The sequence below is a fragment of the Amycolatopsis sp. NPDC003676 genome (assembly GCF_053587275.1).
Window position 1 is genome coordinate 76022 of sequence record NZ_JBSFNS010000014.1, and the last position, 22720, is coordinate 98741.

The window sequence follows — 22720 nt, forward strand, 5'->3', positions numbered from 1 at the left end:
GGCCGAGCCGACTCCGTCCGGCGGAGCAGGCCGCAACGGGAACGCCGCCCCACGCCGCAATCGCCCGCTCAGGCCCGGGATACTCGGCGAACCGGCCCGGCTACGGCTGCCCCGGCGCCTGCCCGGTCCCCCGCCAGCGCCCGAGCGCCAACGCCGACAGCCGCGCCAGCGACTCCTTGTTGCGCGGCCCGAGCACCAGCGCCTGCAAGCTTTCCGGCAGCAATGCACCCGCCCCGCCGGTCACCCGCTCGGCCATCCGGACCGTCGTCTCCCCCGCCCCGTTCGGCGCCAGCGAAAGCTCGATCTTCGCGGTGCCGAGCACGCCGCCGCGAGCCTCCAATTGCAGGGACGCCCCCGGTTCGACCGCCAGCACCGCCGTCGTGTCCTCCAGCTGCAGCGGCCATCCGCCGACGCTGTGGTGGATGCGCGCGCCGACCTGGGGCCAGCTCGCGTCGACGTCGCGGATGTGGCAGCTGCCCACGACCCAGCCGGAGTAGGACCAGCCGTCCGCCAGGACCTCGAACACCGCTTCCGGCGGCGCGGGCACCGTCCGGCTCACCTCGACCATGCGTCTCCTCCTCGCGTCCCCGCCGGATTTCCCTCGTACGGGGCGGGCAAACTCCCGGCCGCCGACAAGGTTCCGCGAGGCGGCCCGCCGGGCTGCCCGCGCGCGAGGCGTCTCGTAGGGTGGAGGGTCTGGGATGTCCGGCGGCGCGAAGGGGGCCACGAGGGTGGAGGGCCAGCACCGGCAGCCGCTGTGGAAGGCGATCGCCGCCGCGCCCGGGGCTCCGACCAGCCGCGACAGCTGGGCGCAGCGGGTGTGCCTCGCCTGCGTGGAGACGATGGACCAGGTCGACGCGGCGATCCTGTCGCTGCGGGCGGACCCGCGGTCGGAGGAAGTGCTGGGAGCGAGCGACCCATGGGCGGCGAGATTGGCGGAACTGGAGTACACGGCCGGGGAAGGACCCGGTGCGGAAGCCTTCGACACCGGGAGCCCGGTGCTGGTCGCGGACCTGACCGCCGACCAGGTGCGCTGGCCGGGATTCGCCCAGACCGCGCTCGCGGCGGGGCTCGGCGCGGTGTTCGCCTTCCCGCTGCAGTTCGGCGGCATCCGGCTCGGCACCCTCGAGCTCGTCCGGCGCCGTCCCGGAGGACTGACCAGCGAGGAGACGAGAGACGCCGCTCTCGCCGCCGACCTGGCGACGGCGGCGCTGCTGCGGCAGTCCCGCGAGGCCGAACGCGCCGGCCTCGAATTCGCCCCGCGCACGGTGATCTCCTACCAGGACGTCCACATCGCCACCGGCATGCTCGCGGCCCAGCTGCGGATCAGCCTCGACGACGCGTTCGCCCGCCTGCGCGCCCACGCCTACAGCACGAACCGGTCGCTCCTCGACGTGGCCAAAGACGTGCTGGAGCGCCGCATCACCCTTGAGGAGTCGTCCGAATGAGCCATCCCACCGACGAAAACGCCGGCCGCCGGACGACGGACAGACACGTCGGCCTCCTGCCCGCGGCGGTCCCCTCGGCGCTGGCCGCGATCACCTCCCGCCTGGTCGGCAATCCGGACAACGCCGCGGTGCTGCGCCTGATCACCGAGGTCGGCACCGGGCTGCTCGGCGCGCAAGGCACCGGGGTGCTGCTGAAGGACCCGCGCGGCGAGCCCGTCGTCGTGGCGGCCTCGGACGAGACCGCGCAGTTCGTGGAGCTGCTGCAGACCGACCTGCGCCAGGGACCGTGCGTCGACTGCATCGCGACCGCGGCCGTGGTCGTCGCGCCCGACCTGAACCGCGAGCGGGACCGCTGGCCGGGCTTCACGACGGCGGCGCTGTCGGCCGGGTACCAGGCCGTGGTCGCGGTGCCGCTGAAGCTGGACGGCGAAGCGGTGGGCGGGTTCAACCTGCTGTTCGCCGCGCCGACCGAACCGCAGCCGTGGCAGTCGGCGCTGGCGCAGGTGGTGTCGGACCTCGCGGTGCTGGCCCTGGTCCAGGAAACCGGCCCGCGGCGTTCGGACCGGCTGTTCGAGGCGACCCTCGCGTCGCTGAACGACCGGGTCCAGCTGAGCCAGGCCGTCGGGATGGTCGCCGGAACCCTCGGCACCGCCCCGGAAACGGCCCGCTCCCTGGTGAACGACTACGCGACCCGGCACGACCGGCCGCTGCGCGAAGTCACCCGCGCGCTGATCGACCGCACCCTCGACCCGGCCGACCTCGCCAGCTAGGCCCAGCCCCCGTAGTCCGGATCGGCGCGTCCGTCGGCGGCGGCGTCGGCGACCTCCGCCAGCCGCGCGGCTTCGGCCCCCGCTCCGTGCGCGCCCGCGTCGCCGGTGAGGACGCGCAACGCCTCCTCGGCGCCGCATCCGTGCGTGCCCTGGAGAATGCCCACCGCCTCGTCGATCGTCGTCCGTCCCGCCACCGCCGCGCGCAGCAGCCAAGCCGCCGCGATGCTCGCGGCGTCGTCCGGACGCTGAGGGGACATGCTCCTACCGTCCTCTCCCGTTCCGGCGCACGCCAGTGCCGCGCTGTGCTGAGACGGCGGGCGAATTCGCCCGAGATCGGCGGCAGGCTTCCGAATGCCACGAATGCGAGGACCGCGAGCTTCGCGCAACGGGACCGCAGGTTGCTCCGAAGTGATGAACCTTGGCCCCTATCGCCTGACTGCGCGGGGGCGCACCATGGAGCCTGGCACCGACCGGACGCACTCCCCCGACTCCAGCGGGAAGCAACCATGCCGAATTCGCGGGTTCCCAGCCCCGCCGCCGTCGAGGCGGCGGTGGCAGCGGCACTTCTCGCCCCAGGCGCCTCCGACGCCCCGCTCTGGCAGTGGCGCATCGGCTACCGCACGCTGCACCTGTGCGCGGGGCGAGCCGCCGACGACCCCGCCGGGCAATGGCAGACGTTCAGCAGCGGCGCGGCACTGCACCATCTCCGGGTCGCCTTCGCCGGTCTCGGCTGGGCCTGCGCGGTGGACCGGCTGCCGTCCCCTGGCCAGCCGGACTGCCTTGCCGTGGTGACGCCGCGGCCGGGCGAACCGCGTTCCGGGGAAGTCGCGCTGGCGACGTCGATCTCCCGGCGCCGGGAGGACCTGCGGCCGTGCGGCGGCCGACCGGTGCCGTCCGATTGCCTTGACCGGCTTTCGCACGCGGCGGCGCGCGAAGGCGCGGTACTGCACCCGGTGGAAGACCGCGCGGTCCGCGGATACCTGATGACCGCGGTCGGCGACGGCACCAGGGTTCCCGCGCAGATGCGCCGCGAAGGGGCGTACGCACGCAGCGCATCTCTCGTCGCTTCGCAGGGTGTTCTCGTTCGTACGGCCGTGGGAAACCAGCCGCCGCTCGCGCGAAGCGAAGCGGAATCTCGCCGCGACGGCGCTTCGCTGCTGGTGCTCAGCACGCCCGGCGACGATCGCCTTGACTGGCTGCGCGCGGGAGAAGCGCTGAGCTCGGTGCTGCTGACCGCGACGGGGTACGGATTGTCGTCCGGACGGCTGCGCCGAACCGGGCCGCGGCTGCGCGAGACTCTCGCGGAACGCGTCACGCTCGGCAGGGCCCCGCAAGCGGTGTTGTGGGTGGGACGGCCGCCTGTCGGTGTGAAGCGGCTTCAGATGACGAGGCCGCACGCGACCGTCGACGATGTGCTGGAACCGCTTCAGGCACCGGCGAAACATGGCTTCTGACCGGCGGCGCTGACTCGTCGGCGCGGTCGTCCACTTCCCACAGTGCCGAATGGACGCCGTCCGGTGCTTTAGAGTGGCACCGTGGCAGCGGAAACCGGGGAAGTTCGTAACGGCGGGCGCCGGCCGGTCCTTTCCGATGTCGCGCGGCTGGCCGGAACCTCCACCGCGGTGGTCAGCTACGTCCTCAACGACGGGCCGCGTCCGGTGGCCGACAAGACGCGGCGCAAGGTCGAGGACGCCATCCGGATGCTCGGCTACCGGCGCAATCCGCTCGCCGGGGCGTTGAGCGGCGGCCGGTCCAATTTGGTCGGACTGCTGGTGCCGGACACCGCGAACGCGTTCTACGGCGAGATGTCGCGCTGCCTCGAAGCGGAGGGCCGCCGCCGGGGATTGCTGACGCTGCTCGGCAACACCGATTACCGGCCGGGGCTCGCCGACGAATACGGCGAGGCCTTCTCCGAACTGCGCCCGCGCGGGATTTTCGTGACGACCGGCGAAAAACCGCGCTTGTCCGCCGAAACGCCGTGCGTGTTCCTGCAGTGGGCCGCGCCGGACGACAGTTCGCCCAGCGTGGTGTTCAACGACTTCGACGGCGCGCGGCTCGTCACCGAGCATCTGCTCGGGCACGGGTACGAAGACATCTTTTGCGTGGCAGGCGAAATCGCGGTGGGGCCGGCCGAAGGCCGCGAAGGCGGCTGGCGCGAGGCGATGGCGGACGCCGGTCTGCCCGCCGAGGGCAGGCTCGTCCGGACGTCCTTCGACAAGGTCGAGGCGGGCCGCGCGGTGCGCGACGTGCTGACGAGCGGCCGCCGGATCCGCGCCGTTTACGCGACCACCGACGAACAGGCGCTGGTGACCATCCGCATCGCGCACAGCCTGGGTCTGCGCGTGCCGGAAGACCTCGCCGTCGTCGGCTTCGACGGAACGAGAGAAGCCCGCCTCGGCAACGTCCCGCTCACCACGGTCCACCTGCCGCTGGAGGAATTCGCGGTGCGCGCCTTCGCCGCCCTGGACGGCCGAGCCGATTCTTCGACCGTCCTGGACGGAACCCTCAGCATCGGCGTGACGTGCGGCTGCGAACCCGGAACCGCCGAGGAAGCCGCGCACGCCGCAGCAGCCGTCAGCGGATAACCGCCCCGCCACGGCGAATCCGCGACGGGGCGGTCTCGCTACCGCGCGAGAGTGTTGTGCTCGTCCGAGGCGTACTCCGAATTCAGCGACAGCGCGCTGAACCGGAACGGCCGGTCCACCCGCGTGAAGCCGAGCGGGCAATGCCGGGTGCCCGCGGGCAGGTAGACCGAGCCGCTCGTGGTGATCGCATGCCGGACGCCCTCGACGTCGAGGTAGATCTCCGCGCCGAGGTCGTCCGGGTCCGCCGGGTTGTTCCCGTGCCAGATCAGGACCTCGTCGTAGTCGTGCTGATGCTCCTTCACCCACTGCACCGGAGTGTCGCATTCGCTGATCCACGTGTAGGTGAGGTGGATCTTGCTCTCCGGCACCTCCTTCGCGCGCATGAGGGCGAGCGATTCGCCGACGTTGGGCGGTTCCACGACGCCTGCCGCGGCGCCCTCGTTGACGAGGTCGTCGAGACAGTTCGGCATTTTCCTCACGAACAGGTGCTCGTACGGACTGGTCATGCGGCTGCTTCCTCCTCTGCTCCCGGACGGGGCCGAGCCGGTCGCCGCTCACTCTAAACGATTAGCTTCTCCACTTGTAGACTCTTCCCTCGTGCCGGAACTGGCCGTACCCTGTGGCGACGCCGGGCAGATCTAACGGCTTAGATTTCTGGCTTCCCTGGAGGTTCCCAGTGTCGCGCAGACCCCGATGCCTGCCAACCCTCCTGCTCGCCGCCGCGCTGCTCGCCGGCTGCGGCCGTCCCGACGACGCGGCCGCGGGCGCAGGTGCGGGCGGCACGCTCCGCATCTCCGTCTCGACCGACGCGGGCGAGGTCCTCAACCCCTACGCCAGCAACCAGGGCCCGATCCAGGAGCTGCGCAGTTCCCTGGTCTTCGAGGGGCTCACCGCGCTCGGCCCGGACGGCCGGACCGAGTGGCGGCTGGCGACCGGCATGACGCCGAACGCCGACCGGACACAGTGGACGATCACCCTGCGCCCCGGCGTGAAGTTCAGCGACGGCACCGAGTTCACCTCCGCCGACGTCGTCTCGAGCATCAAGTACCTGCGCGATCCCGCCCACGCCGCGCAGGGCCTGGCGCTGATCCAGATGATCGACCCGGCCACCGTCCAGGCGGTGGACAAGCTCACCGTCCGGGCAGGGCTGACCGAACCGTTCAGCCCGTTCAAGGACATCTGGACGAGCGTGCTGCTGCCGATGACCAAAACCGGGTCGGCCCCGGCGAAGCCGATCGGCACCGGGCCGTTCGCGGTCAAGTCGTTCGCCGCGGGCCGGGAGTCGACAGTGGAGCGATTCGACGGCTACTGGGGCAGGAAACCGAAGCTCGCCGCCGTGCGGCTGATCGAATACCAGAGCCAGCAGGCGCAGGCGAACGCGCTGCTGTCCGGCCGGGTCGACATCGCGTCGAACACGACCCCGACGATCGCGAAGTCTCTCGTCGGCCGCAGCGGCATCCAGTTGCTCGACAGCAAAGGGACTTTCAGCCTGCAGATCGGGCTCGACACGGCCGTCGCGCCGTTCCGCGACGTCCGGGTGCGCCAGGCCCTGCGGCTGCTGGTGGACCGGCAGCAGATCGTGTCCAATGTGTTCAGCGGCTACGCCCGGATCGCGAACGACTACGAGACCACCACTCCGCAGTGCGCCGCGCCGAACCTCCCGCAGCGAGCCCCGGACATCGCCGCCGCGAAACGGCTGCTGGCCGAGGCCGGGCAAAGCGACCTGTCGTTCGCGATCACCACCGACGGCCTGCTGCCCGGCATGTCGGAGCTGGCGCAGGTCTTCGCGCAGAACGCCGCGCTGGCGGGCGTCAAGGTGACCGTCAACGTGGTCCCGACGCCGGAACTGCTAGCGAAATGGGGCCAGTGGCCTGCTTTCGTCGACTACAACCCGGTCCCCTACCTGCCGTCCGTGCTCGGTGGGCTGCTGCCGGACCGGGTCGGCAACGCCGCGCACTGGAACGACGCTGCTTTCACGGGCCTGGCCGGTGAACTGTTCCGGTCGCCCGAGCAGCAGCAATGCCCGCTCATGAACCGGATGCACGAAATCGAGTACACGAACGGCCCGTACATCATCCCCGCGTTCTCCGACGTGCTCCTGCCGCACCGCGCGGCAGTGCAGGGTCTGGTGCCGGATGTGAACGGCCGTCCGCTGTCGTTCCTGACCGACGTGACCGTCGGATGACCGCGCGCTGGCTCGTGCGGCGGCTCGCGCTCGGCGTGCTCGTGCTGTTTCTGGTCTCGGTGCTGGTTTTCCTGGTGACCCAAGCCTTGCCGGGCGACGTGGCGCGCATCGTCCTCGGCAAGGACGCCACCGTCGAGCAGGTGGCGGACCTGCGTCACCAGCTCGGGCTCGACCAGCCGCTCCTGGAGCAGTACGGCCGCTGGCTGGGTGGACTGCTCACCGGGCATCCGGGAGTGTCGCTGCAGAACAAGGAACCCGTCGCGGAAATCCTCGGGCCGCGGATCGTGAACTCGTTCACCCTCGGCTTCGTCTCGATGGTGCTGATCCTGCCGCTCTCGGTGGTCGCCGGGGTTCTGAGCGCCGCGCGCCGCGACAGTTTCGCGGACAAGGCGTTCGTCGCGGTCACGTCGCTGAGCATGGCGCTGCCGCCGTTCGTCGTGGGGATGCTGCTGATCGCGCTCTTCGCCACCTCGCTGCTCGGGGTGCTGCCGGGAGTCTCGGACATCCCGCCCGGCGACCTGCCGTGGTGGCATCCGGCCGAACTCGTGCTGCCGGTCGCGACGCTCACGTTCATGGGGGTGATGTACTTGGGCCGATTGGTGCGCGCTTCGGTCATCGACGCGCTCGACAGCGAATACGTGCAGATGGCAGTCCTCAAAGGACTCAGCCGGCGGCGCATCCTGTTCCGGCACGCGCTGCCCAACGCCATCGCCGCGAGCCTGCCCGCGGCCGGTCTGGTCGCGGCCGTCACGATCACCGGCGTCGTGGTGGTCGAATACGTCTACTCGTATCCCGGGCTCGGCACCGCTCTGGTCAGTGCGGTGAACGCGCACGATCTGCCGGTACTGCAGGCGTGTGTGCTCATCCTCGCGGCCACGTACTACCTGTGCAATCTCCTCGCGGACGTCCTCGCCGCGGCGGGGCGGACCCGATGAGCGTTTCGGTGGTGCGCCGTGCGGCCCGGACCGGTCGTGCGCGGCTCGGGCTCGGGTTGCTCGCCGCGATCGCCTTCATCGTCGTCTTCGGCCCGCTGCTCGCACCGTGGCCGCCGACCGCCATCGTCGCGCCTCCGCTGGAGGGACCGAGCGCGGAATTCCCGTTGGGCACCGACCTTTTGGGCCGGGACGTGCTCAGCCGCCTGCTGTCCGGCGGCGGCACCCTGACCTGGATGACGCTCCTCGCCACCGGCATCGGCGTGGTCCTCGGGGCGCTCATCGGCTTGGCCGCGGCCTACCGGGACGGCCTCGCCGACACCGTCCTCATGCGAGCGATGGATATCGTCCTGAGTTTCCCGGAGACCATCTTCGTGCTGGTGTTCGTGGCCGCGTTCGGCCGCCATCCGCTGCTCACCGCGTCGCTCGTCGGAGTCGCGTTCGCCCCCGGCGTCTCCCGCGTGCTGCGCGGCGCGGCACTGCCGGTGCTCGACAGCGAGTATGTGTTGTGGGCCAAGGCGAACGGCCTGCCCGGGCGGCAGATCGTCCTCGGCGAGGTACTGCCCGGCGTGACGTCGCCGCTGATGGTGGAAACCGGGATGCGGCTGGTGTGGGCGGTCACCGCGATCGCGTCGCTGAACTATCTCGGGTTCGGCATCACGCCGCCCGCGCCGGATTGGGGGCTCATGGTCAGCGAGAACCAGGACGGCCTGGCCGTCGCGCCGCTGCCGGTGCTGGCGCCGATCGTGCTGATCCTCATGATGGCGCTCGGCGGCAACCTCGTGGCCGAGTCCGTCGCCCGGACGGTCAGCCGCACGGAAGGAAAGAGCTGACGTGGCCAAGGAAGTCGTGGTGTCGGGCGTGACCGTCGAAGCCGCCGGACACGCCATCGTGCAGGACCTCGGCTTCGAACTCGGCCGCGGCGAAGTCCTCGGCGTGGTCGGCGAATCGGGTTCCGGCAAAAGCACCCTCGCGCTCGCGTTGCTGGGTTTCGCCCGCACCGGCGCGACGATCACCGGCGGCCAGGTCGTCGTCGACGGAGTAGACCTGCTTTCCTTGCCGCCAGCGGAATTGCGCCGCGCACGAGGCCGGAAAGTCGCTTATGTACCGCAGGATCCGGCGACCGCGCTCAACCCGAGCCTGCGCGTCTCGACCCAACTGACCGAAGGATTGGACCCGCCCGCGCTGCCCCGGGTGCGGCAGTTGCTGGACACCGTCGGGCTGCCCAGCGACGACGCCTTCCTGCGCCGCCGCCCGCGCCAGCTTTCCGGCGGCCAGCAGCAACGGGTCGCCATCGCGATGGCCATCGCCGCCGGTCCGCGGCTGATCGTGCTCGACGAACCGACGACCGGACTCGACGCCTCCACCCAGTCCCGGGTGCTCGACCTGGTGCGCGAACTGTGCCGGACCCGCGACCTGGCGGCGATCTACGTCTCGCACGACCTCGCGGTGGTCGCCGACGTCGCCGACCAAGTGATGGTCATGTACGGCGGCGAAGTCGTCGAACACGGCGCCGCCCGCGCTGTGCTCACTCGCGCCGCGCATCCCTACACCCGCGCATTGCTGGCCGCCGTGCCGTCCGCGACCCACCGGCACCGGCTGGTCCCCATCCGCGGCCGGGCCCCCAGTATCGACGACGCCCGTGCCGGGTGTTCCTTCGCGCCGCGATGCGACTACGCCACTTTATCTTGCGACACAACATATCCAGTGTTGTCACTCGCGCCCTCCGGAGCCCTCGCACGGTGCCTTCACGCCGAGGAAGTCGCCCGGAATTTCCTGAGCGTGCCGCGCGCTCCCGAGCCCGTCGTGCCTCCCGCGGACCAGGCCGCCCTGTTGTCGGTCTCCAGGCTGAACGCCAGCTACCACGGACGACAGGTCGTCTTCGACGTCTCCTTCGACCTGCGGCCAGGCCAATGCCTCGCCGTGGTCGGCGAATCAGGCAGCGGCAAGACCACCATGTCCCGCTGTCTGGCCGGATTGCACTCCGAGCAGCACGGCGACGTGACCTTCGACGGCAAGCCAGTCCCGCCCACCGCCGCCCGGCGAGACTCCCGCACCCGGCGCGAACTGCAGTACGTCTTCCAGAATCCTTATGGCTCGTTGAGCCCACATCGGACCGTCGAGGACGGCCTGCTGATCGCCCTGCGCCACTACTTCGGCGTGACCGCGCGCGAAGGCCGCCGCCGGGCCCGCGCCGCACTCGACCGCGTCGAAATCCCGTCGCGGCTGGCTGACCGCTACCCGTCGGAACTGTCCGGCGGACAACGCCAGCGAGTCGCCATCGCCCGGGCCCTGGTGTGCGAGCCGAAGCTGATCATCTGCGACGAGGTGACGTCCGCTTTGGACGTTTCCGTGCAAGCGTCCGTCGTCGAACTCCTGCGTTCCCTGATGGACGACGGCCCGTCGATGATCTTCGTGACGCACAATCTCGCGGTGGTGCGCAGCATCGCGGACGAGGTCGTCGTGCTGAGCGAAGGCCGGGCCGTCGAATCCGGACGAACCGACCAGGTGCTCACGTCGCCGTCGCATGCGTACACGAGAAGCCTGCTCGCAGCGACGCTGGACGTCCCAGAGATCAGTCCTCGCTGACCCGGCGGTAGCGAATGTGCGTGGTCAACGGCGAATGCAGCACCTCGACAGGCTCGAAGCCGAAGGACTCCACCCCGTCGAACATGCGCTCGCCCGACCCGAGCAGAACAGGCGCGATGTCGAGCGTGAGCTCATCGATCACCCCAGCGTTCAGCGCCTGCCGAACGGTCGACGCCCCGCCAGCGATGTCGACGCCTTTGTCCCCCGCAACCTCGGACGCTGCCGCATAAGCAGCATCGAAGCCGTCGGTGATGAAGTAGAACGTCGTCCCGCCCTGCATCGGGATCGGCTCGTGAGCGTGATGAGTCAACACGAAAACCGGCGCGTGATACGGCGGTTCGGCACCCCACCAGCCGGACCAGTCCTCGTCCCAGTCGCCGCGGACGGGGCCGAACATGTTCCGCCCCATCACGTACGCGCCGCGAGGACGCATGAGCCAGCTGGTGGCGGTCTTGTCGGCGTCGTTCGCCCGGGGATCGCCGATGTGCCAGCCGTGCAACTCCCGCCCCCGCACCCCGAGCGGCTCGTCCCGGCTCTGCCCCGGCCCGGCGACGAAGCCGTCCAGCGAAATCGACATATGGCAAGTCGTGTCCGGCACGGCGGCCTCCCGAGTGATTGCGATTTGCAAGCGGTTGGGAGGACGATAGCAGGGAAGGTGCGGCGAACGCTATCCGTGGCGGATTCTCCGCAGGTCAGCCCGCCAGGTGACGCAGGAACGTGGTCGTGCGATGCCACGCGAAGTACGGTTCGGACGCCTCCCGATGTGCTCCGCAACGGCGTCCGGCCAGATGCCGCATGCGGAGTTTCAGGCTTCCGGCGGGAAGCTCGTCGAGCCGCACGGTCTGGATGCGCCCGGTTTCGTCCACGGTGACCCAGCCGGATTCGTACAGGAGATCGCAGCCTAAGCCGCAGGCGAGCATGGCGATGTCGCGGAGGTTCCGTCGTTCAGCATCGGTGCAGGCTGCGCGTTTCTTCACGTGCGCGGCGACGAGGAACTCCAACGGGAACTCGTCGCCGCACAACGCGCAGGGCGCGGAGGTGCGTCCGTCGGCGAGCAGCTTGCGGAGCCGGGCCTGCTCAGTCCGGACCTTGACCTGGGTCTTCACGTCCAGCTCGCCGAAGTGGACGTCCGCCTCGGGTGCGGCGCCGGAGCTGTCCAGCGTGAGCGTCGTCGGGGACTCGACCCTGCTGACGTGCGGTAAATTTTCCAGCAGCGCCTCGACGAAAGCACTCCCGTGATCGAGTCCTTCAACCGAAACCTCGAGTGCGCCTCCCAGGGCGAGCACGTCGAGCCCGCGCTGGACCTGGTCGAGGGGGACGGGTTGCCCTTCCGGCGACTGGTCGGTTCCTACCAGCACTGACTCGTCATCGACCTTGAGGATCCGGTTCTCCTCGCCGACGGCAGACGAGATCGTCTCGCCAGTGAGACCCCGGAGCAGGTCCTTTGCGTGCAGCACCGGGGCGGGCTCTGCCAGGTCGGCCGCGAGCCGGGCCGCATCGTCCGGCCCGTAGCCCGGAACTTCCAGCCGCAGCTCGATCCGCTTCTGGTTGTTGCCCTCCTTTGCACCGTCTTTCAGGCCGATCTTCCCCTGTGCCCGAGTGATCTGCCGCCGCACCTGCTCGATGTCCGGCTCATCGGCCAACACGATCGGAGCCGGGACAATGCTGCGCTCTTCCTCGGACAGGTGAGCGGTCGGCCTTGACGCCACGACGCCGGAAACCACGACCGCCTGCCGGTCGCGAAGGCGCTCGAGCAACAGCTCCAAGGCGGCGTTGTACTGGTAGTTCCGCGGCTTCGGCCCGGCACTCTGGCCGCCTGCGCTCTCCATGACCAGGCTCAACCGCCCGCTGTCGGACGCCACGGAGAACCCAGCGTTCAGCTCGACACCCTTGTCATCACGTGCAAACACCAGCCCAGCCTGCCAGACAGGCCAGCCGCCCACGGTCAGAAAAGCGATCCCACCGCCACAGCCGCACAAACCGACAGGAACAGCCCGCCCACCGCGAAGCCCAGCGGTTTCTGCCGCCAAGCCGTGTGGCGGTCCAGCGCATACCAGCCGGGGCCGGTCAGCAGCAGGGCCAACGCCATCGCCGCGAGGGTCAGTTCCAGTTCGAATCCCGGGCCGGTGCTGCCGAACAGGCCGCCCTCCCACTTCACGCGGACCGCGCTCAGTGCCACGCCCAGCAGGCCGGCCGCGGCGAGCGGGGTCAGCAGGCCCAGTGCCAGCAGGACCGCGCCGCCGACCTCGGTGATGCCGGTCAGCCACGTCAGGAACTCGATGTTGTGGCTGAACCCGTAGCCCCGCAACAGGTTCTCGAAGTGCGCCATTCCCGCGCCGCCGAACAGGCCGAAGACTTGCATCAGCCCGTGCGCTCCCATCGCGACCGACAGCATCAGCCGCAGCACCAGCAGACCGAAGTCCAAGCCGCCATTCTCATCCGACCAACGGGACATGTTCGCCACGCCGGACACCCTAGCCATCCCGCGCACCGGTCCGGGCGACCCACCGGACGTGTCGCGCGACGAGACCGCCTCACGGCGCGGAGGCGGCGCCTTCGGGCAGATAGCTGTCCCGGAAACCGAACGCGCTCGGCGAGGGCCCCTTCCCCCGCAACAGTTCCAGCCGCTCGACGGCCTCCTCGACCGTCGGGACGTGCCCGGCGGGAACCCACCACAGCACCTGGAACGGGGCCTTCGGCAGTTCGAACCACTCCGAGCGGCGGCGCAGCATGTCCAGGTGGCCGCTGCGGTAGACGTAGTCCCACAAGGCGTCGCGGGTTTCCCACACCGACATGTTCACCAGGACGTCGTCGCCGAGTGAGGTCCGGATCGCAGTGGCGTCGTTGCCGCCGTCCTCGACCAGGCGCCACACGAAGCCGGGCGCGTTGTCGGCGACTTCGTTGAGCGTGTCGAGCATCGACGTGAAGCCGTGCATGCGGGCGTCCGCGAGCGGGAATTTCAGGATGCCCACGTTGAGCTGGGCGAGGTGATGTTCCGTCACTCCTTCACCTCACCATCGCCGGACCTTCTATGTCAACTCTCATTATTTTTAGAACGCTCGACGACGACGCAGCACAACCCCGGGCGCGGATCCATCCGGGCAGTCAGGCCGTCGGCGTCTTCGAGCAGTCCCTCCAGCAGCGCCAGATTCATGCCGCACACCAGCCCCGGATGCCGCTGCGAAAGGACATGGAAGGGGCAGTTGACGAGGCGCAGCACGTCGTCGTCCAGGCGTGGCTCGTAGCCGCGGGCGGCCAGCAATTCCTTCGCGGCGGCGAGGTCTTCGACCGGACCCGCGGCGGCGCGGCCCTCCCGCCGGGCGGCGGCCTGCAGTTCGGTGTCCAGCCGGGCGACTTCCGCGACCTCGGCCAGCAGATCCGCGGCGGTGCGGTAGTCGCGCGCCGGGACGGAGAACTGCCGTTCGGCAGCGGACCGGCGGTAGAGCTTCGCTGGACGGCCGGCACCCGGGCCCGAACGTCCGCTCAGCCGCTTGCTTTCCGTCTCCAGCAGCCCCGCGTCCACGAGTTTGTCGAGGTGGAAGGCGGCGAGCGTGCGCTGGATCCCGGCCCCCTCGGCCGCCTCGTTCCGGCTCACGTCGTGGTCCTGGGAAACCACGTAGTCGTACAGCCGCCGCCGGACGGGATCCTGCAGGACGGCGATCGCCTCGATGTCTTCCACGCCGCCAGTCTAAGAACAACGAGGATGCGCGTTAGAGGTGCTCGTTTCTCGCCGAGCTCCGGCGAGTGGCGACCGACCGCGGCGGCTCGGCACGCATGTGGTCGCGGACGCGGGCCATGATGCCGCCCAGCGCGTCCAGGTCCGAAGTGGACAGTGGGGCGACCAGCAGCCGGCGGACGACCTCGACGTGCCCGGGAAGCACCTTCTCGACCAGCTCCCGCCCCGCCTCGGTGACAGCGACGACGGTGGCCCGCTGGTCTTCCGCGCTGGGCCCGCGGGTGACGAGCCCCGCCTTTTCGAGCAAGCCCGCCTGATGGGTCAGGCCGCTGCGACTGTAGACGACACCGTCGGCCAGCTCAGTCATCGTCAGCGGCCCGTCCGAATGAGAGAGCCGGGCGAGCAGCTCGAACTGCACATAACTGAGACCGCCCTCGGCCTGCAGCTGCTGCGTGACGGCGTGCTGCAGCAGGCTCACGGCCTCCATCAGCGAGAAGTAGGTGTTGAGCTGCCCGGGCTCCAGCGCGTCCGCCATGCCGTCAGTCTAGATGCTTCGAAGTCGAATCATTGTGGCCGCCCCCACATCCCCGAGACATTGCTTCGACATCGAAGCATACTCGTTCTCAGGTTGCTTCAACTTCGAAGCACATTCTGGAGGATGACATGAAAGCAGTGCGCTACCACCGCTACGGCGGAAGCGAAGTCCTGGCCTTCGAAGAAGCCGAGCGGCCGGCACCCGCCGAGGGACAGGTGCTCGTGAAGGTGGCCGCCACCTCGTTCAACCCGGTCGACCTCGGGATCCGCGCGGGCGGTCTGCAGGCGGTGTTTCCCTTGGCGTTCCCGCACATTCCGGGCATCGAGGTCGCCGGGACGATCGCCGAACCAGGCCCCCAGGTCGACGGCCATCAGGTCGGCGACGCGGTCGTGGCGTTCCTGCCGATGAACGCCGACGGCGCGGCGGCCGAGTACGTCCTCGTTCCCGCCGAATCACTGGCTGCCGCCCCGCAGACGGTCGACCTGCCCGACGCAGCCGCGCTGCCGGTCGGCGGGCTGACCGCGTGGCAGGCGCTCTTCGACGACGCTCGCCTGGAAGCAGGACAGACGATCCTGATCAACGGCGCAGGCGGGGCAGTCGGCGGCTTTGCCGTTCAACTCGCGCATCAAGCAGGTGCGACGGTGACTGCGACCTCGAGCCCCCGCACCGAAGAACGCCTCCGCGACTACGGAGCCGACCGGATCATCGGGCACCTCGACTTCGCTTCCGACGCGGTCGACGGAGCGCCGTTCGACGTTGTACTCAACCTGGTGCCCACCACTCCGGAAGAGACCGCGGCGCTCGCCGATCTGGTCGCCGACGGCGGAGCGCTGGTCAGCACCACCACTCCCCCGCCGGAAAACCCCGGACGCGGGATCCGCCCGGCTCGGGTCTTCGTCACCAGCAACGCGGGGCAGTTGGCCGAACTCGTCTCCCGCGTCGACGCGGGGACGTTGCGGATCACCGTCGCCGACCGGCGGCCGCTTGCGGATCTCCCGGCCGTGCACGACGAAGCGGCCTCCGGACGACTCGTCGGCAAGACCGTCCTCATCCCCTGAAAATCCGGTTCGAGCGCTGGCTTCAGCGCTCGAACCGCTTAGCTCCGGGCCTTCGCCAAACCAGCCGGAGTCGCGCCGAGCCACCAACGCGGGTCCGCCGATCCGTCGGTGGTGCGGCCGTCCCGGTGGACGAAGAACCGCTCATCCCGGCCCGGCGTGTCGAACTCCCCGTCCAGCCCGCGCATCAGCCATTCCGCACCGAACGCGAAGACCTCCGCCGCCGTCCCGCCCAGCGGATGGAATTCGTCCTCGTAGACGCGCATTTCCTTGGGAGCGCGGATTTTCTCGTAAGTCTCGAGCGCGTTCTCCACCGGTGTCAGCTCGTCGAATTCGCCGATGCCCAGCAGCACGGGGCACCTGATGCCCGTCACCAGGTCGCCCAGCGGCATCTTTTCCTTGAAGTCGCGGTCAAACGCGCACTCGTCGGCATAGCCCGCCATGTACATATAGTTGTTCTTGAAGCTCGGCTGCGCCCGTTCGAAGATCGTCTCGAAATCACCGGACACCGCTTCGAACGCCGCCACCGCGCGCAAACGGGTCCCCTCCACCGCCGCGGCGCGCAGCGCCCAGTAGCCGCTCATGCTGATGCCGAACATGCCGATCCGGTTTTCGTCCACTTCGGACAGACCGGCGAGATACTCCGCATAGGTTTCGAGAGCACGCTCGTAGTTGTCCAGGGTCACCGTCAGCCCGCGCGCCCGGGTCTCCCCCTGCCCCGGCCCCTCGATCGACAGCGCCACGACTCCGCGCGAGGTGTAGTAGCGCTCGGCCGCGAAGATGTAGTCCTCCTTGATCATGTCCATGCCCGGACCGAGAATCACTGCCGGGGCACCGGAAACCGGCTGCGCTGGCAGATGCAGGAGACCGAAGATCTTGCCGCCTTCGAAGTCCAGCTCGACCCGCCGGACCGTGTTCCCGCGAAGTTCCCCCAACCGGGCCACGCACGAATCGCAGCGCTCGCGGAACTTCGCCTTGCGCCCGTCGCCGGAGTCGAAGATCGAGTACTGCGCGCGGCCGTACATCACCGCCGCCCGCAGATACAGGTCCGACGCCGTCCTGCGGTAACCAAGCCGCTCGTGGTGCGTCGCCCGCTCTTCGGCCTGACCAGCGACAACCGCCCACGCCTTCGGCAGCATCGCGCCAGCGCGCACCATCGCGAACACCTTGTCGAAGTCGGCGTGATCGTGCCCGAGCTGTTCGAGCGTGCCCTTGCCTTCCGGGTGCAACGCGTCGAAACCGCCCTGCGCCAGTGCGATGTCCAGGGCCCAGCTCTGCCCGGCCGACCGTGTCGTCATGCTCGCCTCCTCAACTAACTAAGTACTTAGCTAATGTGCCACGGCTAGACTCCGCCCGGCAAGCAATGCGGCGGGCACCACAGGAGAGCGAACCGATGGGCGACGAGGCGATCACCCGGCTCGCGCGAGCCGCTTACCGGCTCAGCGCGGCCGATTCCCGGCTGCGCGGCCGCGCGACCCGCAGCGCCGAAGCCCTTTCGCTCGCGCATGCCCGCGCGCTCAAGAGCCTCGCCGAACACGGGCCGATGACGGTCAACCAGCTCGCCGGGCACGTCGAAACGACCGGAGCCGCAGTCACTCAACTGGTCAACGGCCTGGCCAACGCCGGTTATGTCACGCGCGAACGAGCCGCCACCGGCGACCGCCGCACGTCGATCGTCGCCTTGACCGATGCGGGCCGGCGACGACACGAGGAGCGAGAGCAGGTCCTCGCCGCCGGGTTGCGCGAACTGACCGAGGACCTCGACGGACACGCGATCGACGCCGCGGGCGTGGTGCTCGACCGGCTGGCCGCACTGTACGACCGACTCTGACGATCACGGACTCTATCAACTGATTGAATCGGCTGATAGAGTCCGCGTCATGGGCACCGAAGCCGCGCGGATCCCCGCCAGTCGCGGGGCGGCGACCGAGCAGCGCCTGATCGCCGCCGCGGAACGGCTTTTCGCCGAACAGGGCGTCGGCGCGGTGTCGCTGCGGACCGTCATGCAGGCGGCGCAGACGAATGTCGCGGCGATCCACTACCACTTCGGTTCCAAGGAAGGGCTGCTCGACGCGGTCCTGCGCAGCCGGCTCGGCCAGGTCTCCGGCGAGCGGAACGCGGTGCTGCGGGAGTTCCCCGAAAAGGACGTCACCGCGCGCGAACTGGCCCGCGCGTTCGTGCAGCCGGTGGTCGCGGTGCTCGAATCCGGCGGCGAATGCTGGATCCGGCTGGTCGGCCGACTGCTGGCGACCGGCGGCGACGGACTCGACGCGGTCGCCGAATCGTTCTTCGAGCGCAACGCCGCGTTCGTCGAACTGCTGGACCGGCTGAGCCCGGGCGTCCCCCGCCGGACGCTCGATTTCCGGCTGTCCCAAGCGATGACCGTGACGCTGAACGTCCTCGGCGACGTCGGCCGCACCCGCCGCCTGCACGGCCCGGACGCGGCCGACTGGACCACCGGCCAGATCGTCGACGACCTCGTCGACGTCGTGACCTCCGTACTCGCCGGCCCGCCCGGGGCCCGCCGCAGGAAGTGAGGAACCGATGGGAACCAAGCAGCGAGCGCAGATTGAGATGACGCCCGAGGAGGTGTCGGCCTACCTTTCCGCCCAGCGCACCGCGACGCTGGTGTCGCTCGGCCCCGGCGGGCATCCGCACGCGGTCGCGATGTGGTTCGCGGTCATCGACGGCGTGCTGTGGTTCGAAACGAAAGCCAAGGCGCAGAAGGCAGTCAACCTGCGCCGCGACCCGCGCGTCACGGTGCTGATCGAGGACGGCCTGACTTACGACGTCCTGCGCGGCGTCTCGCTGGAGGGCCGGGCGGAGGTCGTCGACGATCCGGACGCGCTCTGGGCGGTCGGGGTCAACATCTGGGAGCGTTACCACGGCGAGTACACCGACGAGGTGAAACCGATGGTGGAATTCATGCTCCGCAAGCGGGTCGCGGTCCGCGTCGACGTGGAGCGGGTCCGTTCGTGGGACCACCGCAAGCTCGGGCTGCCGCCGATGCCGCTCGCCGGATCGACCGCCCCGCAACCGCCTGCCAGCTGACGCTTCCGCCCCGCCAGGAGGTCACAATGGGACGCTTTTCCCTTCCCGAACAAGCACCGAAAGGCCTGGACTCGCCGGTGACAGCGGCGATGATGAAGTACATGGCCAGGGTCCAGACCAAGGTCTTCACCCTGACCGGCGGCCGGATCGGCAGCAAATGGCGCGTCGGAGCCGGCTTCCGCAAGCCGGTGCCTACGCTGCTGCTGGAACACCGCGGCCGCAAGTCCGGCCGGCTGTTCACCACCCCGCTGCTGTACCTGCGTTCCGGCGACGACCTGGTCATCGTCGCCTCGCAGGGCGGCCTGCCGAAGCATCCGCAGTGGTACTTCAACCTGCTCGCGGAGCCGGAAACCCGCGTGCAGCTGAAGGGCCGCCGCGACGTCCCGGTCACGGCGAGGGTCGCGCCGGCGGACGAGCGGCGCGACCTCTGGCCGCGGCTGGTCGAACTGTACGGCGACTTCGCGAAGTATCAGGAGTGGACGGACCGCGAGATCCCGGTCGTGGTGCTCACTCCTCGCTGACCGCGAGCCTGGCCTCCGGGTTCACTGCACCCGGCCGCTGTCGCCGGACGCGTCCTCCTCGTCGTCGGACGGCAGGTGCAGGTCGCCCACGTTGATGTTGACCTCGACCACCTCCAGCCCGGTCATCCCTTCGACCGCGCTGATCACGTTCCGCCGGATCGAGCGCGCGACGTCCGCGATCGACACCCCGTACTCCACCACGATCTGCAGGTCCACCGCGGCCTGCTTCTCCCCCACCTCCACCGAAACGCCCTGCCCGGCCGAAGCCGTCGCACCCGGAATCCGCTCCCGCAGCGCGGAAAACGCCCGAGCCGCGCCACCGCCCAGGTCGTAGACCCCGTGGATTTCCCGCGTCGCCAGCCCGGCGATCTTCTGCACCACCACGTCCGCGACCGTGGTCGTCCCCTGCGAACTGGTCAGCGGCCCGGCGTTGACCTTCTCCACGTCCTGGGACTTGGCCGCCGCGTCCGTCGTCGAAGCCATCGAATCTCCTCCGGTCGTTTCCGTTGTTGCGGTTCACCGGGTTCGACTCCGCAACGGCGCGAAACTCACTCCCCGAACGAGTGGCGACGATCACATCATCGGGCGAGTGACGATTCCGGATCCGCGCTGTCCTTACCCCTGACGCATTCTCGCGTCCGTTGTTCGGCGATGAAGGAGGACATCCATGTCGATGGGCGACAAGATCGGCGCCAAGGCAGACGACTTCGGCGGCAAGGCCAAGGAGGCGGCGGGTTCGCTGACCGGCGACGAGAAGCTCGAGAACGAAGGCAAAGCCGACCAGGCGAAGGCCGGGATCAAGGAAGCCGCCGAGAATGTGAAAGACGCCCTCGGCGACGCGGCGGGCAAAGTCAAGAACGCGTTGAAGAAAGACTGACTTTCCTCCCGAGGACGCGGGGCCCCGGCACCATTGCCGAGGCCCCGCGTTCGCTTTTCAGCGCAGCTGTTTCAGCAGGTTCTCCACCGCGGTGACGACGACGTCCGGACGGTCGAGCGGGACGTCGTGGGAGCTGCGCTCAGCGGTGACCAGGGTTCGGTTCGGCTCGGCATGCGCGAAGTCTTGCTGGGCTTGCCGCCACAACTGCGCGTCTTCGGGAGTCGGAAACGGCGTCCGGGCGGACACGATCACGGCAGCGGGAATGCCGGACGGCCAGGTCAGCTTGTGGTACGCCTCGTGCACCGGCCCGTAACCGTCGGCTTGGGCGAGCAGCTGACGCGTCTGCCGGGTCGACGGCGCTTTCTTGAGATCTTCGACCTGCTTCTCGTTCAACGCCACCAGCTTCGTCGTCTCGCTCGGGGTGAAGAACTGCGGCAGGTTGGCGTCCACGAGCACCGCTCCCGCTACCCGGTCCGGGTGACTGCGGGCGAAGGAGAAAGCAACTTCGCCCGCCAGGGAATGCGACACTAGGATCACGTTCTTGCTGACGCCCAATTGCGTCAGCCCGGCAGCGAGATCCGCAGCGGCATTGTCCGCTCGCCACGGTCCGGGCGATTCGTCGCTTTTGCCCTCCCCCGCCCGGTCGTAGGCGATCACCTCGGATCCGGTCTTCGCGGCGAGATCCGGGGCGATCTTGCTCCATTCCGCCGAATCCATTCCGCCGCCCGCGTCGAGCACAATCGCGGGCAACCGGCCCGGCGTAACGGAAAACGCCATGGTGCGGCCGTTGACCGGTACCAGGTGCAACTCAGCTGTCGAAGGACCGGCCTCGGCATTGCACGCGGTCAACCCGCTCGCCAGCACCGCAGCCGCTGCCAGAACGGCAACAGGCCGACGGGATCTTCCCCATCGCACACCAGAATCAGTCACCGAATCCCCTCCGCACGCCAGGAACCGCACTCCAAAAGTCCTTTGTGGACAATGGAGCGCGATCAATCCCAGCATCGCGAACAATCCGGTCGAGCGCGATACCGCTGCCTGCCCGAACGCGGTAGGGCCAACCCCACCCAGCGGCTCCCTCAGGACTGCTCCCCGAAGGAAACCGAACGTTCCTCAGCTGCGGCCCGCCGTTCGGCCAAGTCCTTCTCCACCGCCGGGTAGATCCGCTCCAGCCGGTAAGCCCAGAACAGGACGATCAGCAGCACGAACAACACCATCGGCACGTACACGAACAGCGCGTTGATCGCGGCCAGCGCGGAATCCGGCTGCGTGTGGTTCAGGCCGTTGTAGCCCGCCGCGCCCATGACCCAGCCGAGCACGGCCGCGCCCAGGCCGTAGCCGAGTTTCTGCCCCATGCTGCCCGCGCTGTACAGCACGCCTTCCAAGCGGCGGCCGTTCTTCCATTCGCCGTACTCGATGGTGTCGGGGAGCATGCCCCAGATCGCGCCGAAGATCGGGATGCGCCCGATGCCGCGCAGGATCGAGCCGGTGACCGCCAGGGTCATGTTCGTCGGGTCGATCGCGATGACCAGGGAGCCCGCGACGAAGATCGCCGCGCCGACGATCATCGGGGCGATTTTGCCGAAGCGGTGGTACACCGGCTGCATGAACAGCATTCCGAGCAAGGCCGGAATGTAGAGCATGAACGACATCAACGCGGCGAAACCGGCGTTGCCGAGGAAGTACTGGGCGAAGTAGGCGGTCGCTCCGGTGTAGAGCGATTCCGCGACACTGAACACGATGAAGATCGCGAACAGCAGCAGCCAATAACGGTTCCGTGCCGCGAGCTTCAGCGATTCGACGATCCCCGGCTGGTCCTTCGGCAGCGCGGTGTCGACGATGCGCTCCCGCGTATTGCGGAAGGTCACGAAGAACAGCACCGCCGCGAGAGCGCCGAAGAGACAGAAGGTGATGATCCACGCCCGCTGGTCGTCGCCGAGCGCGCTCACCAACGGCAGCGTGAGGACGGTGACGACCAGCGAGCCGAGGGTGGCGCCGAACATCCGGGTGACGTTGAGCCGGGAGCGTTCGGTGAAGTCCCGCGTCATCCGGGTGTTCAGCGTTCCGTACGGGATCACCGCCGCGCTGAGGGCGATGTTCATCAGCGCGTAGGTGACCGCGATGTACACCAGCGTCGGCGTCGCTTCCATGCCCGGCACGGTGAACACCAGGACGAGCGCGATCGCGAACGGCGCGGCGGCCCACAGCACCCAGGGACGCGCCTTGCCCCAGCGGGTCGACGTCCGGTCGACGATCGCGCCCATGCCGACGTCGACCACGCCGTCGAACAGCCGCGCGATGAGCACGATCGTGCCGACCGCCGACGCCGCCGCCCCGATCACGTTGGTATAGAAGAAAACCACGTAGGTGGCCAGCGCGCCCCAGGCGATGTTCGTGGCCAGGTCACCGCCGCCGAAGGAGAGGCGCTCCTTCCAGCTCACCGTGGCGAATTCTTCGCTGCGTGCGCTCATCGTCGAGCGTCCCTTCGGATCGGGG

General features: G+C 69.3%; 27 protein-coding genes. 14 read left to right on the forward strand and 13 right to left on the reverse strand.

The window, feature by feature from the left end:
* Nucleotides 1–100 precede the first annotated feature (100 nt).
* Complete coding sequence (locus tag ACWDNU_RS12070) at nt 101–568, reverse strand: SRPBCC family protein (protein ID WP_449668819.1); 468 nt, start codon at nt 566–568, stop codon at nt 101–103.
* A 133-nt stretch (nt 569–701) separates the two neighbouring features.
* Between ACWDNU_RS12070 and ACWDNU_RS12075 the strand changes: the two genes are divergently transcribed.
* Together ACWDNU_RS12075 and ACWDNU_RS12080 are read left to right on the forward strand one after the other, a co-directional pair.
* Nucleotides 702–1448: a GAF and ANTAR domain-containing protein gene (locus ACWDNU_RS12075; protein ID WP_449668820.1), complete on the forward strand. Its 747-nt coding sequence runs from the start codon at nt 702–704 to the stop codon at nt 1446–1448.
* Nucleotides 1445–2218 (forward strand): GAF domain-containing protein, encoded by a 774-nt coding sequence (locus ACWDNU_RS12080; RefSeq protein WP_449668821.1) that lies wholly within the window; start codon nt 1445–1447, stop codon nt 2216–2218. The genes ACWDNU_RS12075 and ACWDNU_RS12080 overlap by 4 nt, the downstream gene beginning before the upstream one ends.
* Here ACWDNU_RS12080 and ACWDNU_RS12085 read toward each other — a convergent pair.
* Entirely contained in the window at nt 2215–2475 is a 261-nt protein-coding gene (locus ACWDNU_RS12085; RefSeq protein WP_449668822.1) for an ANTAR domain-containing protein, read from the reverse strand. The two genes, ACWDNU_RS12080 and ACWDNU_RS12085, sit on opposite strands and share 4 nt — an antisense overlap.
* 249 nt (nt 2476–2724) lie before the next feature.
* On the opposite strand from ACWDNU_RS12085, the gene ACWDNU_RS12090 reads away from it, so the two are divergent.
* Both ACWDNU_RS12090 and ACWDNU_RS12095 read left to right on the forward strand, forming a co-directional pair.
* Nucleotides 2725–3672: an Acg family FMN-binding oxidoreductase gene (locus ACWDNU_RS12090; protein WP_449668823.1), complete on the forward strand. Its 948-nt coding sequence runs from the start codon at nt 2725–2727 to the stop codon at nt 3670–3672.
* Between the two features lie 81 nt (nt 3673–3753).
* Nucleotides 3754–4803 carry a LacI family DNA-binding transcriptional regulator gene (locus tag ACWDNU_RS12095; RefSeq protein WP_449668824.1) on the forward strand — a complete coding sequence of 350 codons (1050 nt, stop codon included), beginning with the start codon at nt 3754–3756 and terminating at the stop codon, nt 4801–4803.
* A gap of 38 nt (nt 4804–4841) precedes the next feature.
* On the opposite strand, the gene ACWDNU_RS12100 is transcribed toward ACWDNU_RS12095, so the two are convergent.
* Nucleotides 4842–5309: a hypothetical protein gene (locus ACWDNU_RS12100; RefSeq protein ID WP_370937751.1), complete on the reverse strand. Its 468-nt coding sequence runs from the start codon at nt 5307–5309 to the stop codon at nt 4842–4844.
* Between the two features lie 170 nt (nt 5310–5479).
* On the opposite strand from ACWDNU_RS12100, the gene ACWDNU_RS12105 reads away from it, so the two are divergent.
* The 4 genes from ACWDNU_RS12105 to ACWDNU_RS12120 are packed head-to-tail and all read left to right on the forward strand — an operon-like array spanning nt 5480 to nt 10509.
* Complete coding sequence (locus ACWDNU_RS12105; protein WP_449668825.1) at nt 5480–6988, forward strand: ABC transporter substrate-binding protein; 1509 nt, start codon at nt 5480–5482, stop codon at nt 6986–6988.
* Complete coding sequence (locus ACWDNU_RS12110; RefSeq protein ID WP_449668826.1) at nt 6985–7923, forward strand: ABC transporter permease; 939 nt, start codon at nt 6985–6987, stop codon at nt 7921–7923. The genes ACWDNU_RS12105 and ACWDNU_RS12110 overlap by 4 nt, the downstream gene beginning before the upstream one ends.
* Entirely contained in the window at nt 7920–8753 is an 834-nt protein-coding gene (locus tag ACWDNU_RS12115; protein ID WP_449668827.1) for an ABC transporter permease, read from the forward strand. The genes ACWDNU_RS12110 and ACWDNU_RS12115 overlap by 4 nt, the downstream gene beginning before the upstream one ends.
* Nucleotide 8754: 1 nt before the next feature.
* Nucleotides 8755–10509 carry a dipeptide ABC transporter ATP-binding protein gene (locus ACWDNU_RS12120; RefSeq protein WP_449668828.1) on the forward strand — a complete coding sequence of 585 codons (1755 nt, stop codon included), beginning with the start codon at nt 8755–8757 and terminating at the stop codon, nt 10507–10509.
* Here the strand turns inward: ACWDNU_RS12120 and ACWDNU_RS12125 are convergent.
* The 6 genes from ACWDNU_RS12125 to ACWDNU_RS12150 form a co-directional block, all read right to left on the reverse strand.
* Nucleotides 10496–11086: a dihydrofolate reductase family protein gene (locus ACWDNU_RS12125; RefSeq protein WP_449668876.1), complete on the reverse strand. Its 591-nt coding sequence runs from the start codon at nt 11084–11086 to the stop codon at nt 10496–10498. The genes ACWDNU_RS12120 and ACWDNU_RS12125 overlap by 14 nt on opposite strands.
* A gap of 115 nt (nt 11087–11201) precedes the next feature.
* Nucleotides 11202–12419 carry a hypothetical protein gene (locus tag ACWDNU_RS12130; RefSeq protein WP_449668829.1) on the reverse strand — a complete coding sequence of 406 codons (1218 nt, stop codon included), beginning with the start codon at nt 12417–12419 and terminating at the stop codon, nt 11202–11204.
* 35 nt (nt 12420–12454) lie between these two features.
* Nucleotides 12455–12934, reverse strand: coding sequence for a DoxX family membrane protein (locus tag ACWDNU_RS12135; RefSeq protein ID WP_370937757.1), 480 nt, complete (start codon nt 12932–12934; stop codon nt 12455–12457).
* Between the two features lie 109 nt (nt 12935–13043).
* Entirely contained in the window at nt 13044–13511 is a 468-nt protein-coding gene (locus ACWDNU_RS12140; protein WP_449668830.1) for a DUF3291 domain-containing protein, read from the reverse strand.
* Between the two features lie 32 nt (nt 13512–13543).
* Nucleotides 13544–14188 (reverse strand): helix-turn-helix transcriptional regulator, encoded by a 645-nt coding sequence (locus ACWDNU_RS12145; protein WP_449668831.1) that lies wholly within the window; start codon nt 14186–14188, stop codon nt 13544–13546.
* 31 nt (nt 14189–14219) lie between these two features.
* Nucleotides 14220–14720 (reverse strand): MarR family winged helix-turn-helix transcriptional regulator, encoded by a 501-nt coding sequence (locus tag ACWDNU_RS12150; RefSeq protein ID WP_449668832.1) that lies wholly within the window; start codon nt 14718–14720, stop codon nt 14220–14222.
* Nucleotides 14721–14848: 128 nt separating this feature from the next.
* Here ACWDNU_RS12150 and ACWDNU_RS12155 point away from each other — a divergent pair, with 128 nt between their 5' ends.
* Entirely contained in the window at nt 14849–15778 is a 930-nt protein-coding gene (locus ACWDNU_RS12155; protein WP_449668833.1) for an NADP-dependent oxidoreductase, read from the forward strand.
* A gap of 38 nt (nt 15779–15816) precedes the next feature.
* On the opposite strand, the gene ACWDNU_RS12160 is transcribed toward ACWDNU_RS12155, so the two are convergent.
* The gene (locus ACWDNU_RS12160; protein ID WP_449668834.1) at nt 15817–17073 is read right to left on the reverse strand and encodes an alpha/beta hydrolase family protein; all 1257 of its coding nucleotides are present in this window, start codon (nt 17071–17073) and stop codon (nt 15817–15819) included.
* Between the two features lie 95 nt (nt 17074–17168).
* On the opposite strand from ACWDNU_RS12160, the gene ACWDNU_RS12165 reads away from it, so the two are divergent.
* The 4 genes from ACWDNU_RS12165 to ACWDNU_RS12180 are packed head-to-tail and all read left to right on the forward strand — an operon-like array spanning nt 17169 to nt 19347.
* Nucleotides 17169–17606, forward strand: coding sequence for a MarR family winged helix-turn-helix transcriptional regulator (locus tag ACWDNU_RS12165; protein WP_449668835.1), 438 nt, complete (start codon nt 17169–17171; stop codon nt 17604–17606).
* 49 nt (nt 17607–17655) lie between these two features.
* Nucleotides 17656–18312 (forward strand): TetR/AcrR family transcriptional regulator, encoded by a 657-nt coding sequence (locus ACWDNU_RS12170; RefSeq protein ID WP_449668836.1) that lies wholly within the window; start codon nt 17656–17658, stop codon nt 18310–18312.
* Nucleotides 18313–18319: 7 nt separating this feature from the next.
* Entirely contained in the window at nt 18320–18826 is a 507-nt protein-coding gene (locus tag ACWDNU_RS12175) for a pyridoxamine 5'-phosphate oxidase family protein (protein ID WP_449668837.1), read from the forward strand.
* 26 nt (nt 18827–18852) lie between these two features.
* A complete protein-coding gene (locus tag ACWDNU_RS12180) occupies nt 18853–19347 on the forward strand; it encodes a nitroreductase family deazaflavin-dependent oxidoreductase (protein ID WP_449668838.1) in 495 nt (164 codons plus the stop codon).
* Between the two features lie 21 nt (nt 19348–19368).
* On the opposite strand, the gene ACWDNU_RS12185 is transcribed toward ACWDNU_RS12180, so the two are convergent.
* The gene (locus ACWDNU_RS12185; protein ID WP_449668839.1) at nt 19369–19830 is read right to left on the reverse strand and encodes an Asp23/Gls24 family envelope stress response protein; all 462 of its coding nucleotides are present in this window, start codon (nt 19828–19830) and stop codon (nt 19369–19371) included.
* Nucleotides 19831–20014: 184 nt separating this feature from the next.
* Between ACWDNU_RS12185 and ACWDNU_RS12190 the strand changes: the two genes are divergently transcribed.
* A complete protein-coding gene (locus ACWDNU_RS12190) occupies nt 20015–20224 on the forward strand; it encodes a CsbD family protein (protein ID WP_037812879.1) in 210 nt (69 codons plus the stop codon).
* 57 nt (nt 20225–20281) lie between these two features.
* Here the strand turns inward: ACWDNU_RS12190 and ACWDNU_RS12195 are convergent, their stop codons facing one another.
* Both ACWDNU_RS12195 and ACWDNU_RS12200 read right to left on the reverse strand, forming a co-directional pair.
* Nucleotides 20282–21154 (reverse strand): alpha/beta fold hydrolase, encoded by an 873-nt coding sequence (locus tag ACWDNU_RS12195; RefSeq protein ID WP_449668840.1) that lies wholly within the window; start codon nt 21152–21154, stop codon nt 20282–20284.
* Between the two features lie 149 nt (nt 21155–21303).
* Complete coding sequence (locus ACWDNU_RS12200; RefSeq protein WP_449668841.1) at nt 21304–22695, reverse strand: glycoside-pentoside-hexuronide (GPH):cation symporter; 1392 nt, start codon at nt 22693–22695, stop codon at nt 21304–21306.
* Nucleotides 22696–22720: the final 25 nt, after the last annotated feature.

Coding starts and splice junctions, on each gene's coding strand:
- ACWDNU_RS12070 (WP_449668819.1), bottom strand. CDS start 568: ATGGTCGAGGTGAGCCGGACGGTGCCCGCGCCGCCGGAAGCGGTGTTC.
- ACWDNU_RS12075 (WP_449668820.1), top strand. CDS start 702: ATGTCCGGCGGCGCGAAGGGGGCCACGAGGGTGGAGGGCCAGCACCGG.
- ACWDNU_RS12080 (WP_449668821.1), top strand. CDS start 1,445: ATGAGCCATCCCACCGACGAAAACGCCGGCCGCCGGACGACGGACAGA.
- ACWDNU_RS12085 (WP_449668822.1), bottom strand. CDS start 2,475: ATGTCCCCTCAGCGTCCGGACGACGCCGCGAGCATCGCGGCGGCTTGG.
- ACWDNU_RS12090 (WP_449668823.1), top strand. CDS start 2,725: ATGCCGAATTCGCGGGTTCCCAGCCCCGCCGCCGTCGAGGCGGCGGTG.
- ACWDNU_RS12100 (WP_370937751.1), bottom strand. CDS start 5,309: ATGACCAGTCCGTACGAGCACCTGTTCGTGAGGAAAATGCCGAACTGT.
- ACWDNU_RS12110 (WP_449668826.1), top strand. CDS start 6,985: ATGACCGCGCGCTGGCTCGTGCGGCGGCTCGCGCTCGGCGTGCTCGTG.
- ACWDNU_RS12115 (WP_449668827.1), top strand. CDS start 7,920: ATGAGCGTTTCGGTGGTGCGCCGTGCGGCCCGGACCGGTCGTGCGCGG.
- ACWDNU_RS12125 (WP_449668876.1), bottom strand. CDS start 11,086: ATGTCGATTTCGCTGGACGGCTTCGTCGCCGGGCCGGGGCAGAGCCGG.
- ACWDNU_RS12150 (WP_449668832.1), bottom strand. CDS start 14,720: ATGGCGGACGCGCTGGAGCCCGGGCAGCTCAACACCTACTTCTCGCTG.
- ACWDNU_RS12155 (WP_449668833.1), top strand. CDS start 14,849: ATGAAAGCAGTGCGCTACCACCGCTACGGCGGAAGCGAAGTCCTGGCC.
- ACWDNU_RS12160 (WP_449668834.1), bottom strand. CDS start 17,073: ATGACGACACGGTCGGCCGGGCAGAGCTGGGCCCTGGACATCGCACTG.
- ACWDNU_RS12165 (WP_449668835.1), top strand. CDS start 17,169: ATGGGCGACGAGGCGATCACCCGGCTCGCGCGAGCCGCTTACCGGCTC.
- ACWDNU_RS12170 (WP_449668836.1), top strand. CDS start 17,656: ATGGGCACCGAAGCCGCGCGGATCCCCGCCAGTCGCGGGGCGGCGACC.
- ACWDNU_RS12175 (WP_449668837.1), top strand. CDS start 18,320: ATGGGAACCAAGCAGCGAGCGCAGATTGAGATGACGCCCGAGGAGGTG.
- ACWDNU_RS12180 (WP_449668838.1), top strand. CDS start 18,853: ATGGGACGCTTTTCCCTTCCCGAACAAGCACCGAAAGGCCTGGACTCG.
- ACWDNU_RS12185 (WP_449668839.1), bottom strand. CDS start 19,830: ATGGCTTCGACGACGGACGCGGCGGCCAAGTCCCAGGACGTGGAGAAG.
- ACWDNU_RS12190 (WP_037812879.1), top strand. CDS start 20,015: ATGTCGATGGGCGACAAGATCGGCGCCAAGGCAGACGACTTCGGCGGC.
- ACWDNU_RS12200 (WP_449668841.1), bottom strand. CDS start 22,695: ATGAGCGCACGCAGCGAAGAATTCGCCACGGTGAGCTGGAAGGAGCGC.